Origin of the sequence: Chondromyces apiculatus DSM 436 (genome assembly GCF_000601485.1) — a bacterium.
In the GTDB taxonomy this organism is placed as follows: Bacteria; Myxococcota_A; Polyangia; order Polyangiales; family Polyangiaceae; genus Chondromyces; species Chondromyces apiculatus.
The window spans coordinates 1-15121 of the sequence record NZ_ASRX01000128.1 but is presented as its reverse complement, the minus strand read 5'-3'; the positions used below and the strand labels follow the sequence as shown (position 1 = coordinate 15121).

The following is a 15121-nucleotide window of genomic DNA, read 5'->3' as shown; positions in this document are numbered from 1 at the left end:
CCCCTCATCCATCACCCCCGCCCGCCACTCCGCGCGCCCCCCTTCTCCCCTCCAGCCCTCCAGGCGCTGAGCCAACCGGCAAAGCTGCTGCGCGCCCCGCCGCGCTGGTGAACGCCCCTTCCTCAAGGGTGATGTCGCCCCAGCGCGACCCTCCCATGCCGACCATCCCCCTTGCACCCCGCCTGCAGCCGCAAAGCCACCGTAGGCCGGCGCCGACCATCCCCCTTGCACCCCGCCTGCAGCCGCAAAGCCCAGAGCCACCGTAGGCCCTCGGGGGAGGGTGGCGGGGAGGGCGCCGGACCGGAGGTGTGCCTGGGGGCGTGCGCGGCGTCTCTGCAGGGGCCAGAGCGGAGGCGGGCCAGCTCCGAGGCCCGCCACAGCGTCGGCCCCGGAGGAGACGCCGCGCACGCCCCCAGGCGCGCCGCAGGGCAGGCGCCCTCCCCGCCATCCTCCCCCGAGGGCCGGCCCCACCGACCCCACGCTCATCCCCCAGCCAACGACTCTCCTGCCCCCCAGCTCCCCGCCCTCATCCCCCCGCCCTCATCCCTCCGCCCTCATCCCTCCGCCCTCATCCCTCCGCCCTCATCCCTCCGCCCTCATCTCCCCGCCTCAAGGCAGCGACGCCTCACTCACTACCCCATACGCATCCACCGCCTTCACCGTCACCCCCATCTCCCTCCCCGCACTCACCGCCCCCAGCCCACTGAACCGCACCCGCAGCCCATACGCCACCGACCCATGCGTGAACGGCGCCGGCTCCACCCGGATCCCATCAATCTCCGGCGTATCGATCAGCCCCGGATCCTCCTCCAGCGTGTACTCCCGGTTCCACGCCTCCGTATCGAACACCCGCTCCCCCAGCGTCGCATCCGTCCCCCGATCCCGCGTCACCACCTCCACCCGCACCAGCGCCGGATCCACCCCGATCGTCCCCACCTCCACCTCCACCGCCGCCCCCCCGGAAGCCTCCTCATCCACCGCCACGATCGACACCGTGGGTGGCGCCCACTGCAGCCCTGGCAGCACCCGCAGCGGATGCACCGCATACCCCTGCGTCGACCGCCCCTCCCGGATCTCGAAGTGAAGCTGCTCGTCCCCGCTCTCCGCGATCCCTGACAGCCCCACCACGTCCCCTGCGTCCACCTCGTCCCCCACCTCCACGCAGGCCTCTGCCAGGTGCAGGTAGTTGCTCCACCGGCACCCATCGTCCCCGCAGTGCTCCACCTGCACCATCGTGTCCGAGTACCCCGCGTCGTCCCCGGCCCGCGTCACCACCCCGTCCGCGATGGCCAGCACCGACGTCCCTTCCGGTGCTGGAATGTCGATCCCCCGGTGAAAGTCGTACGCCATCTCCCGCCCGACCTGCAGCCGTGGCCCGAAGGTCGACGACAGCCGCTGCGGATCTCCCCCCACGGGCCAGATTGGCCCTTCCCCGGGCCCGCACCCTGCGAGAACACACCCCACCACGAGCGCGCCGGCCACACCGACGCCCCCGTGCAACGACCCTCGGGAAAGGCAGCTCGACCTCATCGCGGCGCTCACGGTACCACGTCTCCCCGCGAGCGCCCGCGCCTCTGGCTCACGGCGTGCTCACGGCGTGCTCACGGCGTGCTCACGGCGTGTTCACAGCGTGCTCACCGCGTGCTCACAGCGTCATCGGAGCCGCCGCGTACAACCGGTGCGTCAGCGTCACCTGCGCGCTGCTCCCGCTCCCCCCCGAGCAGCGCACGAAGCCCCACGTATTCGGCGACGGCACGTTCCACCCCGCTCCAGCGGCTGTCGTGTTGCCTTCCCACTGCACGAGCGACACATCGTCCACGAACGTCTGCGCCTCGCCCGATGCTGGCGGCAGTGCCCGGTAGTATGCCCGCACCGACGCCGCGTTTGCGGGCGCCGTCAGGTTGACCGAGAACGGCTCCCACTCGTACGTCCCGCCCCCTCGCGTCAGCACCACCGTGTTCGACACGTTCGCCCCGGAGTTCGTGTACCAGTACACCTGCACCTGGAACTGCCCCGCGTTGTTCCCCTTCATGTATCCCCGCAGCGACAGCGCCTTCCCTGGCGTGAACTTCACCCGGTTCTTCATCCACGTCGACGCGTTCCCGCTGTTCGACGACAGCCGCAGCAGCACCGCCGCCCCTGTCCCGCTCCGCGTCACGCTGTTCTGCACGAAGCGTGACGTCGTCTGATCCCACATCGACCCCTCCGAGAACGTCTCGTCCACGTCGAGATCCTCGAAGTCTCCGTACAGCGACAGCTCCCGCCCCGTCTCGCAGCTCATCGCGGTGCTCGTCTGCACCCGCGCCAGCATGTCGGCGGCCTCCATCCGCGGGTACTCGAGGATTGGCGTCGCCCCGCCCGACAGCGGCACCGTCACTGGCGCGGCCACGTCCGACGTCGTGTACGCGCTCGCGCTTGCCGCCACCAGCACCCGGTTCCCTGCCGGGAACACCACTGCGCCTGTCAGCCCATCTGGCTGCCCACCGCCGCTCGCCGATGCTGGCATCGTCGTCGACAGGTGCCCCAGCTCCCGCCCTGCCCGGGCCAGCCATGCCCCGCCCACCAGCTTCGGCGTGTAGCCCTCGATGTGCAGCGGCACCAGTTGCACCTTCCGCACCGTCTGCGTCCCTGGCGCCGACTGATCCAGGTCCACCACCGCGATCATCGACTGGAACGTCTCGAAGACATCCTGATCGAACACCAGGTTCCCGAGCGACGTCAGCACGAGCTTCGGCTTCCCCCCCACCTGCACCACCCCCACCCCTTGCACCTCGTGCGGGTGGTGCGCCACCACCAGCGCCGCCCCTTGCGTCGCCGCTTGCACGAGCCGCGCCCGGATCGTCGCGCTCGGGTACTCCGAGTACTCCGTCCCCCCGTGCAGCACCGGGATCGCCGCCCGGTCTGGCGACTCCTCGCTCAGGAACCCGCCCAGGTTTGCCACGGAGAGCTCCAGCGCCCCGCCCTTGAGCTGCTGCCCGTCCCGCGCCACCAGCGAGTACAGCGGGTTCGTCGTCCCGTCGTTCACGAGCTGGCTGAACCCCTGCAGCGCGATCTGCACCCCCTGACCCACCGTCCGGTAGAGGACCGACCCTTTCGCCTCGGTCTCGGTCATCCCCGCCCCGCACCAGTCGAGCCCCGCGTTCGAGGTGTTCGCCAGCGTGTCGAGCATCCCTGGCTCCAGGAAGTCGTACACGTGGTTGTTCCCCAGCGACACCCCGTCCACGCCCGCCGAGATCAGCCCTGCCAGCGTGTCCGGGTGGGACGAGAACGCGAACGACTTGTAGGGGTGTGGCGTCTCCGGGTACGCCGTCACCGGCGTCTCCAGGTTCACGAACGTGTAGTCCCCCGAGCCCAGCGCATCGGCCAGGAACCGCATCAACCGCGTCGCGTCCGTCGCCCGCGCCGACGGCCGGATCACGTCCCCCTCTTCCCCGAGGATCCCGTCATCGTCCCCGTCCTCGAAGCGCCGCCCGAACATGCTGTCGCCCCCGAAGATCAGCCGCGCCCGCCCTGCCTTCTTCTGGGTCAGCACCACCTCTCCCGCGTCTGCGTCGTCCTCTGCGAGTGGCCGGTGCAGATCCGTGGCCACCACCTCCGTGTAGTAGCTCCCGTGCGTCACCTTGAGCAGCACCGACCGCCGCGCCAGCACCGGGAACGCGAACGCCCCTGCCGCGTCCGTCGTCGCGGTCAGCCCATCGTTGCCGAGCGCCGACCCGAAGCCCACGGTGCTCACCACGGCCCCGCTCACCGGCGCCCCTGCCTCGTTCACCACGATCCCTGTCAGCGCGATGGACTCCGCCGCGTACATCGCGTCGAAGTTCGCCTCGCTCGTGTTGAACGCATACTGCGCCCGCGCCACCCCGGGCGCCCCCACGAGCCCCCCGAGCACCGCCGCAGCGAAGGGGAGCGCCTTACCGGCGCCGCGCATCGAACCCAGAGAGCCTTGCAGGAACGGAGTGACGGTCATGCGGCCGATGATACCGCCACCCCTCCCAGAGCCGCACTCACATCGCCGAGCAGGCCGGGAACTGCGCCGCGCCTGGCGCCTCCGCGTTGTCGAGCAGCGGGATCCCCGCGTCCTCGATCACGTTCCCCAGCGTGTCCGTGACCCGGAACGTGAAGGGCCCCTCACCGAGGCCTTCTCCCGTGAAGTAGTTGTGGTTCTCGCGCGCGAGCGCCACGTACTGCCCGTCCTCTGTGCGCACCGCGAACTCCGCGATCGGGTAGCGGTGGTTCCGCACCTGCACCTGCATCCACCACGGATTGCTGCTGTCCTTGAAGTGGTAGACCACCGAGCCCGAGAGCCCGCACCCCACGTACCGCCAGGTGATCGGCACCCGCCCCGACTCCATCGCCGCCACATGCGCGAACGCCTCCGGGCTCATGTCCACGTCCCCCGGCAGACACTCCGGGCACCGGTCGACGATCCGCACCGTCACCGTCCCTACCGGCCCCTCCACCTCGATGCATGCACCGCACGCCGCGGACCCTGCGTAGTCCGTCTGGTTCATCGCCGCGACCAAGAGGTCCCCGGGCGACGGAGGGAAGCTGCAGTTCCCCGACCCATCCGCCGCGTAATACGTCCCCTCGCCGGAGTGCGTCTCCTCTTCCAGCGCGCACCCCCCGCCGGGCCCAGCGCCTGCACCCGAGGCCCCGCTCCCTGCCGATCCGGCCCCGCTCCCTGCCGATCCGGCCCCGCTCCCTGCCGATCCGGCCCCCGCGCCGGTATCCGAGCCCCCGTCTTCGAGGGCGCTCCCATCGTCGCCGCACGCCGCGAGGATCCCCACGCACCCCACCCAACCCAGCACCACGACACCCACGCGCCACCGAGCACCCATGGGCCCGAGATTACCACCTCTACCCGCCGGCGTGCGCCTCCCGAGGCCGCCGCACCAGCACGAAGGGCGCCACCACCACCGCCTGGAAGTGCAGCCCCTCGGCCTGCGACCACCGCAACAGCTCATCCGCCGTCGGCTTCGCCACCTTCCCCGCCGCGATCCACGGCTCCACCACCGCCACCACGTTCCTCGCCAGCGCCTCCCCCGCGTCGAGCAGATCGATCTCCTCGCCCACCACGATCACCGCGTCCCGCGCGACGTGGGCCCTCAGATCGCTCCACAGCACCTCGCCCAGTGTCCTCTCGATCTGCTCGCGCATGCCGGCAGCATAGACCGGGTACGACGTCCCCTGCCGCGCCTCTTACTCAACGCTTGCCTTGTCTCCGTCGGGCGCGTCGGGCACGTCGAGCGCATCGAGCGGCACCTCGGCCACGAGCTGCGGCGACCGGATCGCCACCCGCTGCGCGAGCCCCGCCGCCCCTGCGAACCCGCACGCCAGCACCCGGGAGCCCTCCCACGCCACCAGCGTCCATGACCCTGAGGCCCGCAGCGCTGCCACGTCGATCACCAGGCTCCCCGCGTCGAACACCAGCCAGCACACCATGCTCGCCGCGAACATCCCCCACGGCCACACCAGGATCCCCCCGCGCATCGCCAGCACCGTCAGCAGTACCGGCGCGATCAGGCTCGTCGACGCCATGTCCGCGACCGTCGACACCACCGACTTGATCCGCGACAGATCCCCCCCGGCCAGCGCCTGGATGTCGTGCACCAGCGGCGCGCCCATGCACCCCACCGCCACCCCGAGCGCGACGCCGCCCACGAGCAGCTTCTGCCACCGCGGCGCGGGCATCTCGAAGCCCGCCTCCGCCCACGCCCGCGCCATCATCCACGCCGCCGCGACGCCCGCCACGTTGGCGACGATCACGACCACCCCGTCCACGAGCTCCACCTGCACCCCGAGGACCGGCGACCCCGCCGGAATCCCCCGCAGCACCGCGTCGCGCGCGAGCAGCAGCATGTACAGCGCCTGCAGCCCCCACGCCCGCCGCAGGTAGTCTCCCCGCTCGAACGCCAGCGCCGCTGCGAGCGCCCCTGCCGCCCCGAAGAGCTTCACCCCGTACGACGCCCCCGTCGTCAGCGCATCGCGCCCTGCCGGGTCATCCACCACCGCCGCGCCGCCTGCCAGTGCGGCCACCAGCACGACTGGCAGCGCAACCAGCAGCCTGTTGATCACGACCCGCTCTTCCTCGCGATCCGCTCCACGATCACCTCGGCCTGGGCCCGCCCCACGAAGGTGCGGAGCACCGGGCGCAGCGCATCGGCGAGCCTCGGCACATCCTCTGCCGTCAACGTGTCCGGCCCTCGCCCCAGCGCCTTCATCGAGAACGTCTTCACCGCGTTCCGCGCCGTGTGTGGCCCGAGGTACACCGCGAGACGCGAAGCGATGCTGTCCGCGATGGGGTTCGCACACCCCTGCTGCATCATCGGGCAATCCCTTGCGCGCTCATCGGGGGGCACTATGACACACCCGTCCGCGACGAGCGCCCTGCTTGCGCCTCTTCGACGTCGAGATCAGGTCGAACCAGACCAACAGGGCCTACCGTACCTGCGCTTTCCCTACGTCATCCCGCACGTCATCCCGCAGGTCACCCCGCACGTCACCCCGCACATCAAACCCGCCCCTCCGCGGCGGATTGCCGCAGCCGGCAGGTCTTGCGCTCACACCGCCCCCGCAGATCTTGCGCTCACGCAGCCGCTGGCGTCGCCACCTTCTTCGGGCTCCGCCGCGCCTGCTCCCGAGCGACTGCCTGCGCACGACCCCGCGCGTCTTTCTGCGGCGTCTCCTTCACCGGCTCTGGCGCCACCACGGCCCGCGCCAGCGCTGCAGCGATCGCCGCCGTCATCCGCGCCGTCGGCAGCCGTGGCGTGAACGACAGCACCCGCTCCTCCGGCCTCCGCCCCCGCGCCGCGCGCGCGTTCACCGCGAGCCGCAGAACCGCTTCCTCGCACGGCGACCCTGCCGTCACCCGCAGCAGCACCTCCGGCATCGCCAGCGCGCCACCTGCCCCGGGCGCGTACACCACGCCCACCTCGATCCCCACGAAGCCTGGCAGCGCCGCCCGCGGCGCGATCCCCAGCCGGATCTCGTCCGCGTCCGGCGTCCCGTCCGGCACCCGGATCCTGCCGACCACGCGCGCCTCCACCCCCTTCAGCCCCCGCTTCACCCGCCGCGACACCTCACGCAGCAGCGGAATCGGCGCCGCTGCCGGATCCGGCGGCAGCTCCCCGAGGCGCCCCGTGCAGAAGAGCCCGAGCAGCGCCACCACATCGAGCCCGAGGAGCTGCGCGTGGTACGGCGACCGCTGCCACGCGAACCACACCCCAGCCCCGAGCGCCCCGAGCAGCACCACGAAGAGCCCCTTGCCCGCGCGCGTGCTCACGTCGAGCAGCACCCCTCGCGGCCGCGGCGGCATCCGCAGCGCCTCGGCCTCCGCCACCGGCAGCCACTTCCCTGGCCCCCGCAGCATCGCCCCCCGCGGCCACACCGGCGTCCGGTGCACGCAGAGCGCCGTCGCCGCCGCCACGAGCACCGCCCCTGCCGTCCCCGACTTCAGGATCAGCTCCAGCGTCACCCCGGCCACCAGCGTCGCCCCCGCGAGCGGCGCCCGCGCCAGCAGCGGCATCGGCACCAGCGGCCGCGGCGAAACCCCCGCCGCCTCGCTCACCCGCGAAACCTCCCGCACCTTCGCCGCCACGAGCCCTGTGAACACCGCGAACAGCGCCACCGCTGCCACCGCGTAGAGCGTCTTCTCCCGGTCCGGCGTCCACGCCGTCGCCGCCTCGAACGCCCGCACCGGCAGCGCCGGCCCCGCCTTTGGCGCCTCCACCACCGGCTTGAACGCGCGCGCATCCGCGAGCAGCGCCCACCGCACCGCCTCCCCCTTCGGCGCGTACGGCCTCACCAGCTCCAGCTCATCGTGCTCCCGCCCTCGCCGCACCGTCGACAGCGTCATCGGCGGCGCGAGCCCCTCGTCCTCCGGCGCCCCTGCCGCCTCGTCGAGCCGCGGCTCTGTCGGCGCCGCCGGCACCTGGAACACCGTCCGCATCGTGTCGAGCCCGTCGTCCCACACCGGCCCCGACCAGGTGAGCCGGGTCATCGCCCCCTCTTCCCGCAGGAGCGACCGCTGCCCGAGCTCCGTCTTGTACCGGAAGAACAGCACGTACACGCCGCGCCCGAGCCCCTTGCCATCGAAGCGCGCCCGCAGCACCGGCGGCGGCAAGCTCCCATCGTCGCGCGGCTTCTCGCGCGGCAGCATCTCCATCACCACCGGCGACGCCGACGCGAGCGAGCTTCGCTGCGCATCCTTGAGCGGCACCACGTACGCATCCGCCTCCGGCGCCGCGTCCGGATCCACCCCGGCCACGTCGAACGCGCGCAGCGGCCCCCCGTTGATCTTCAGCGTCACCTTGTGCTGCACGCGCGCCGCGCCGCTGCGCTCCACCGTCACCCGCGCCTCGTCCCCTGCGACGTGCACCTCCACCCAGGCCCGCGCCACGCCGGGCACCCCCACGCTCACGACGAACGCCGCCAGCACCACCCCCCACCGCGGGAGGCGCGCGAAACCACGCAAAAACCGGCTGGAGAGCCGCGGGGAGAACCCGGGGAGCATCCCTCACCCCTCCCACGCCCCCCGCCCCCCGGCCAAGTTCTCGTGCAAATCCGCGCCCCTGCTGCTCTGGTGCTCCCGCCCCCACTTTCCGCGCCCGAAACGCCACCGTCATCGTGCTCGGTCCCCGGAGCGTTCCGGTCGTGACCGCCCCCGACGAGGCGCGCGCCGCCCCTGAGCTTGCCGTGCTCTCCGTCATGGCGCACGGCCAGAGCGAAGCTGGCGCTGCCGTCGCCCTGGCTTTCCTCGAAGCTGATGCCGACCTCGACGAGGAGCGGCGCTCTGTCTACACGGACCTCGCCCACCTGGAGCGCCTCCTTCGCCGCGCCGCCGTCATCCGCGACGCCGCCCAGCTCCTCGACCCCGAGAGCTGAAGCCGCGCACCGACGCCGCTCTCTTCACGTTTCCCTGACCACACTTTTCATCTGAGGCCCTCGGGCATCACCTCGGGCATCCCCTCGGGCATCACAGCGAGGCCGCAGGACAGCATCTGACCCCTGCATCGCGCCCACGCGCGCGCCCCCTGCCGCGTCATCGTTTCATTGAAGCCCCACCCAGTTGCCCGCGAAAAGGCTTCTTTCCCCGCCGTTTCCCTCCGCATCTCCGGTGCTGCCTCTCTCGTGGCACGTGCCTTGATATGTCGCTCTCCCCGAGGAGAATGAACATGCTCAACGGGAAGTGGCGTCGTATCCGGTTCGTACTCGCAAGCACTGGCAGCATCTCGTGCGCGGCCCTCGTCATGGGCTGCATCGACCCGGGTGGCGCTGACGCCGACGACGACAGCGTGGCCGGCCTCGCCGCGGAGAACGTCGGCGAGCACAGCGCCGCCCTCGGCCCCGACACCGACGGCGACGGCCTCAGCGACGAGGACGAGATCGCCCTCGGCCTCGACCCCCTCAGCGCCGACTCCGACGGCGACGGCGTCCTCGACCCCGTAGACCTCGACCTCGACAACGATGGCATCCCCAACGCCGTCGAGTGCAACTCCGCCGCGCTCTCGCTCGCCAACGGCAGCTTCGAGCTGCCCGACATCCCGGACGGCGTCTACCAGCTCATCGGCAAGGCGCACATGCCTGGCTGGGAGACCACGGCCCCCGATCAGGTCTTCGAGCTCTGGGGGACCGGCTTCCTCGGCGTCCCTGCGGCCGACGGTGGCCAGTTCGCCGAGCTGAATGCCAACTACGCCTCCACCCTCTACCAGGACATCGCCACCACGCCTGGCCAGGTCTACCTCTACCGCTTCTACCACCGCGGACGCGCCGGCAACGACACCCTCGCGTTCTCGGTCGGCGCGCCCGACGCCCCCGTGCAGCTCCGTGAGGTGACCACTGGCACCGCCGCGTGGCAGCTCGTCACCGGCACGTACACCGTCCCTGCGGGCCAGACCGTCTCCCGCTTCGCCTTCGCCTCGATCAGCTCCGCGGGCGGCAACGGAGCGGTCGGCAACTTCCTCGACGGCATCGCCTTCACCCCTGGCTGCACCGTCGACACCGACGGCGACGGCCTCCCCGACTCCCGCGACAACGACTCCGACGAAGACGGCATCCCCGACGGCATCGAGGCTGGCCACGGCCTCGCGGGCGAGGACGGCATCGTCGCTGGCCCCTACGGCTCCAACGGCCTCCCCGACAGCGTCGAGACCCCCGCCGACTCCGGCGTCCTCAACTACACCGTCCTCGACACCGACGGCAACGGCGTGCCCGACTTCCAGCAGCCGTTCATCGACACCGACGGCGACGGCGTGCCCGACGACGTCGACAACTGCCCTGACGTCGCGAACCCTGCCCAGACCGACAGCGACGGCGACGGCATCGGCAACGCCTGCGACCTCGCCTGCGTCACCGTGCAGCGCGGCCTCTTCGGCGGCGTCCAGGACTCGTCCATCAAGTCCGACAGCCCGAGCTACTCCTACGGCGCCTACCCCTACCTGCTCACCGGCCCCAGGAACGGCGTCAACGCCACCGCGTACATCGAGCAGGACCTCTCCTTCATCCCCTCCGGCTCCGAGGTCGTCTCCGCCACCCTGACCCTCTCCTACTCCTGGAAGTCGACGAGCGGCACCATCGACGTCCACCGCATGCTCGCCCCCTGGCAGGAGGCGACGCTCACCTGGAACAACGCCAGCAGCTACGACCCCGCCGTCCTCGCCACGCTCGCCGCGCCTGCCGCCAGCGCCGGCACCGCCTCCGTCGACCTCACCGCCCTGGCGCAGGGCTGGATCGACAGCGCCTACCCCAACGACGGCATCGCCCTGGTGAGCACCACCGACCGCACCGAGATCCGGTCGAGCGAGTACACCACCCAGGCCGACCGCCCTCGCCTCGACATCTGCTACTACCCCGCCGACATGGATCAGTGACCGCCCGCTCCTGCACGCAAGGGCAGCCCGGTCCCGCCTCGGAGTGGTCCGGCACAGCCCGGCACAGGACCACCCCGCAAATCCCCTCACTTCTCCGCGCTTCCTGCTCCCTCCCGCGCTCCCATCCCCCGCCCCCGTGACGCCCCGCCCCCGCCGGTGGTCAGGGCACACGGTTTGCAGCCCACGGCACCCCATGAAGACAGTCCTTTGCATGATCGCGGGCCTCCTGCTCGGAGCCGCCGGGTGCACCAGCGGGAGCGGCGGCAGCGATGGAGGCGAGCAGACCCCGGCAGGCGACGACGCCTGCGCCGCGCTCGTGGGCAAGTCGTTCCTCTCCGTCACCGAGGGTGAGTGTGGCCTCGGCCCGAACGGCGTGGTCCTGTGTCACTGGCGGCTCGACTTCGACGAGGACGAGCAAGGCGCCCTCACCCTCATGTGGATGCACTCCGATGTCGGCGAGAGCGGCACCGTCACCTGCGACGACGGCGCGCTGACCATGAACGGCGGCGGCAGCCCGTCGTACAGCGGGACCTACGATCCCGACACGGAGACGGTGATCTGGGACGACCTCGAGTACCAGCTCGACGAGTCCTGAGCCCGCGCCGCACCTCGCCGCGCGCTGGCCCGTGCCGGCGCGCCCCGCTCCTTCGCGCTCCCCCCGCAGCCCCGCGACGACCTCCAGCAGCACGCGCGCCGCCGGCGCCTGCTCGTCACGGCGGTGGACCACGAGGATGACCCTGCGGGTCGGGTGTACATCGCGCGGCCCAGCTCCGTCGAGGTGCGCTTCCGACAGCGAAATGTGTGCATGAGGCATCGAAGAGGGCATGGCCGAACGCGAGCGCCTTCGCCACCGCGGCTTTGAGCCTGCGCATGGCTACCTGATCGAGCACTGCCATCGGCTCGTTGGACGCGCTCTGGATCACGCTCGGCGGATGCTCATCCTGGAGCGTTTTCTCGTGACGTCCGAGGTGCTGGTAAGCCCTCGCGAGCGCGGCATGGAGCGGAGCGGGATCGATGGATGCCGTCTGGAGCATCCTCTTGAGGTCGGCGACGATCCACTCCAACCGGCCGGCGGACGGCGGTGTCGTGAGGTCCTACATCTCTGCGAGGTAGGCACTGGCTTTGAGGACGGGCGTGGCCATGCGCAAAGGCAATTCTAGCACCCGTGCGCCGTGGCCCGCACGCTCTTGCAAGCTGCCGCCTGCTTCTGCTCGCCCCTCCAAAGAAGAGGTCCCCGCGACGTCTGCGCGTAATTACGAGGTCGTGGTCACCGACGGCAATCGTTCGGACTTCCACAGCGAGAGCCGTCTTCGCTCGCTCACGTCGCGCCTTCGTCCTTGCCCTTCTCGACCCACAGCCCGCCGAACGCGCTCGACTCCACGAACGCCATCTTCTCGCCCCGCCGCACCAGGCTCTTGCCGTGCCGCGGGAAGTCCGCGACCTCGAGCTGCTTGCTCTCGCCGCCGGAGAGGTAGACCAGCTCCTCGTCGAAGGGGTTGCGCAGGTGATGCGCCACCGACGGCGCGGGGAACCCCAGGAAATCACCGGGCCCGACCTCGACCTCCTCGTCCCCGATCTCCGCGACCCCGCGGCCCGAGAGGATGTAGAGGAACTCCTCCTCACACTCGTGGCGGTGGTACGCGAACGACTCCTTCCCCGGCGGGACGCGCAGCAGGTTGACCCCCACCCGCGAGAGCCCCGTGGCCCTGCTGAGCAGCGTGCAGTGGACCTCGGAGCGGGGATTGAGGGGATGAGACACGGGTCCACCTGGCACCTTCGCCCGGTCATTGGCGCGGATCAGGTGCGGGTTGGTTCCTCCCTCGGGCTTCTCGCTGGACACGGGTGACCTCCTCGCCGGCACTTCAGGCCGGGAGCGCAGCGTGACACGAGAAGGCGCGGGCGCACCAACGGCCCAGGCGTCGCCGACAGGAAGGCGCACGCGCCCAGGCGAAGAGCTGGGGAGCCGTGCAGTTCGCGGAGGGGAGCCCGCGGTGCGAGACGGCCCGATCGGAGGTGGCGGTCGTCGCTCCGCAGTCGTTCCGTGCATCCCCGCATGGGGTGGTCGGCACTCTCGGGTGAGGCGCGCGGCTCCCGCAGGTGCAAGGGAGGCTCCCGCAGGTGGAGGGTGGGCTCCCGCAGGCAACGTGTCCGCTCCCGCAGGCAGCGCGTCCGCTCCCGCAGCCAGCGCGTCCACTCCCGCAGGCAGCGCGTCCGCTCCCGCAGCCAGCGCGTCCGCTCCCGCAGGCAACGTGTCCGCTCCCGCAGGCAACGTGTCCGCTCCCGCAGGCAGCGCGTCCGCTCCCGCAGCTACCCTCGTTGCTCCCGCAAACCGCGCGGCGGCTCCCGCAGTCGGCGCCCTCACGCCCGCACCCCGACGAGTCTTCCCCGCTTGCTGGCACACCGGTTGCGCCCTTGCGTTCGCGCGTTCGCGACACACCCTGGAAGTCTCCGCAGCGCGCCTGCGTTGTCCCCTCACCGGACCTCCCTGCCGGCTCACCCCGAGCACCGACCGCCATGCCCCTCCTCGACCTCTCCACCCTCGCGCCCGACGTGCGCGACACCTGCATCCGCGCCGGCCAGCACGCCGGACCCCACGCCGCCCTCGCGCTCGCGGACCAGCACCTCCACGCCTTGCAGGTGCACGCGCCGGCGCTCGCCCTCCACGGCTTCGGCGCGGGCGACGCCGCGCAGCTCGCCGACGCCCACGAGACCCTCCAGCGCGCGCTCTCCGACCGCGGCACCGTCCGCGGGCGCAACCACGCCACCACCGCGGGCCACGCGCTGGCCTTCACCCGTGCCCGCCACGAGCGCCAGCGCGCCCGCGCCGTCCTCCACGCGGCGAGCCACGCACTCCGGGCCGAGGGGACCGAGGCCGCCCTCGCCACAGCCCACCGCATCTCGGGTCTCCTCGTCACCACGCGCCGGTGTCCCCGCGAGGATCTCGATCTCGCCCTCCAGCTCGGCGCCGTGGGCAAGCTCCTGGAGGTGCCGGCCGTGGTCGTCGCCACCGAGAGCCGCGGCGGGGCGCACCTGCGCGCCGATCTCGCCGAAACCCTCGCCGCACTGCACGGCAGCATCGACGCGCGCGCGGGGCGCAGCACCCTCACCGAGACCGAGCAGGTGCGCCTCCTCGCGGGGCTGGTGATCACCCTCGCGCGCATCGCCCGGCGGGCAGCGGTCGCCGCCTCGCGGCACCTTGGTTCCCCGGCACTCGCCGCGCTGTTTCACCTGCGGGCCCTGCGCGGTCGCGGACCCTCGACCCACGCCGCGCCGTCGCCGTCGCCGTCGCCGTCGCCGTCGCCGTCGCCTTCCGAAAGCGCGCCGCGCCCGGTGCAGGCCGAGCCGAGCCCATCGCTATCGATCCAGCCACCGGCGCAGCTCCTGGCGCAACCTCGCACGCCGGGGCCGGTGTCACCCGAGACGTCGGGGCCGAACGTGGCCCAGGTGCTGTCCAGCGCTCAGGTGCCCGCGCTTTCCGGAACATCGGTCCCGAGCGTGACGCTCTCCCAGCGCTCCATGTCCGCGGCAAACGTCTTCTGCCTCTCTCTCCCCCGGCGGAGCGCATCCGACCCGATGACGAGGTTCATCGGCGGATTCTCGGCGCAGCCCCCCTCCGCGGCCGGCCTCGCACCGCGGACCGGATCGCCGACCAGCTTGCCCGCGATCCTTGCCAGGTGAGCGGCGGCGGCCCCGGCGGTCGCGGCGTGGTCGTCGAGATGGGCGATGCGCGCGCGCATCGCCCGGACCGGGCTTGCGGAAGGGCAGTCGCCCGGGTAGGAGGCGAGAGATGGGGGAGCATGAGCGTGCATACGACGGTTGGCGTGAACTGATGGTTCCGCGATGCTGCACGCAGCTTTGCTCAACGGACTCTCCGGTGAAGAGCCGAAGATCTGCAAGAGAGGTAGATGCAGAAGGAGGCCACGATGATTGACGTTCTGCTCCTCTGCGCGATGAAGGACGAGTACGACCAAGTCCTCGCCGTCACCCAGGGGATTCTTACGCCAGGCTGGGAGGAGCATGTCGGACCACGAGACTGGATCGTGGCGGACGGGAGTTTCACCACGCATAGCGGTGAACCACTGCGCATCCGAACGACATGGGCGACGCACATGGGGCGCGAGCATGCTCAGGCCACGGCGAGCTTGCTCATTCAGGAGCAACCTGCGCGCTGTCTCGCGATGAGCGGGATCTGCGCCGGGCGTCAAGATAAGGTGACACTAGGCTCGACTTGGGCGCCCAATCCAGGCGTCATG

General features: G+C 71.5%; 12 protein-coding genes and 1 pseudogene. 5 read left to right on the top strand and 8 right to left on the bottom strand.

Annotation, left to right across the window (positions count from 1 at the left end; all coding sequences use genetic code 11):
• Nucleotides 1-609 precede the first annotated feature (609 nt).
• From CAP_RS42355 to CAP_RS42325, 7 genes are all read right to left on the bottom strand, one after another.
• Nucleotides 610-1413 carry a M23 family metallopeptidase gene (locus tag CAP_RS42355; RefSeq protein WP_052376902.1) on the bottom strand — a complete coding sequence of 268 codons (804 nt, stop codon included), beginning with the start codon at nucleotides 1411-1413 and terminating at the stop codon, nucleotides 610-612.
• Nucleotides 1414-1645: 232 nt separating this feature from the next.
• The gene (locus CAP_RS42350; protein WP_052376901.1) at nucleotides 1646-3967 is read right to left on the bottom strand and encodes a CapA family protein; all 2322 of its coding nucleotides are present in this window, start codon (nucleotides 3965-3967) and stop codon (nucleotides 1646-1648) included.
• 37 nt (nucleotides 3968-4004) lie between these two features.
• Nucleotides 4005-4838 carry an expansin EXLX1 family cellulose-binding protein gene (locus CAP_RS42345; RefSeq protein WP_156041658.1) on the bottom strand — a complete coding sequence of 278 codons (834 nt, stop codon included), beginning with the start codon at nucleotides 4836-4838 and terminating at the stop codon, nucleotides 4005-4007.
• A gap of 19 nt (nucleotides 4839-4857) precedes the next feature.
• Nucleotides 4858-5157 carry a DUF2288 family protein gene (locus tag CAP_RS42340; protein WP_044252130.1) on the bottom strand — a complete coding sequence of 100 codons (300 nt, stop codon included), beginning with the start codon at nucleotides 5155-5157 and terminating at the stop codon, nucleotides 4858-4860.
• Between the two features lie 42 nt (nucleotides 5158-5199).
• Nucleotides 5200-6075, bottom strand: coding sequence for a hypothetical protein (locus tag CAP_RS42335; RefSeq protein ID WP_044252128.1), 876 nt, complete (start codon nucleotides 6073-6075; stop codon nucleotides 5200-5202).
• Nucleotides 6072-6326, bottom strand: coding sequence for a hypothetical protein (locus tag CAP_RS42330; protein ID WP_231512023.1), 255 nt, complete (start codon nucleotides 6324-6326; stop codon nucleotides 6072-6074). Before CAP_RS42330 ends, CAP_RS42335 begins: the two co-directional genes overlap by 4 nt.
• Before the next feature lie 260 nt (nucleotides 6327-6586).
• Nucleotides 6587-8512, bottom strand: coding sequence for a hypothetical protein (locus CAP_RS42325; RefSeq protein WP_156041657.1), 1926 nt, complete (start codon nucleotides 8510-8512; stop codon nucleotides 6587-6589).
• Nucleotides 8513-8652: 140 nt separating this feature from the next.
• Between CAP_RS42325 and CAP_RS42320 the strand changes: the two genes are divergently transcribed.
• The 3 genes from CAP_RS42320 (at nucleotide 8653) to CAP_RS42310 (ending at nucleotide 11463) form a co-directional block, all read left to right on the top strand.
• Complete coding sequence (locus tag CAP_RS42320; protein WP_052376900.1) at nucleotides 8653-8883, top strand: hypothetical protein; 231 nt, start codon at nucleotides 8653-8655, stop codon at nucleotides 8881-8883.
• 290 nt (nucleotides 8884-9173) lie between these two features.
• A complete protein-coding gene (locus CAP_RS55515) occupies nucleotides 9174-10868 on the top strand; it encodes a DNRLRE domain-containing protein (RefSeq protein WP_156041656.1) in 1695 nt (564 codons plus the stop codon).
• A 211-nt stretch (nucleotides 10869-11079) separates the two neighbouring features.
• A complete protein-coding gene (locus CAP_RS42310; RefSeq protein ID WP_044252123.1) occupies nucleotides 11080-11463 on the top strand; it encodes a hypothetical protein in 384 nt (127 codons plus the stop codon).
• A gap of 723 nt (nucleotides 11464-12186) precedes the next feature.
• Here CAP_RS42310 and CAP_RS42300 read toward each other — a convergent pair.
• Nucleotides 12187-12708 (bottom strand): cupin domain-containing protein, encoded by a 522-nt coding sequence (locus CAP_RS42300; protein WP_052376898.1) that lies wholly within the window; start codon nucleotides 12706-12708, stop codon nucleotides 12187-12189.
• 674 nt (nucleotides 12709-13382) lie between these two features.
• On the opposite strand from CAP_RS42300, the gene CAP_RS42295 reads away from it, so the two are divergent.
• Both CAP_RS42295 and CAP_RS54705 read left to right on the top strand, forming a co-directional pair.
• A complete protein-coding gene (locus CAP_RS42295) occupies nucleotides 13383-14546 on the top strand; it encodes a hypothetical protein (protein ID WP_044252118.1) in 1164 nt (387 codons plus the stop codon).
• 245 nt (nucleotides 14547-14791) lie between these two features.
• Nucleotides 14792-15121 (top strand): annotated as a pseudogene (locus tag CAP_RS54705) (phosphorylase); the annotation flags it as partial.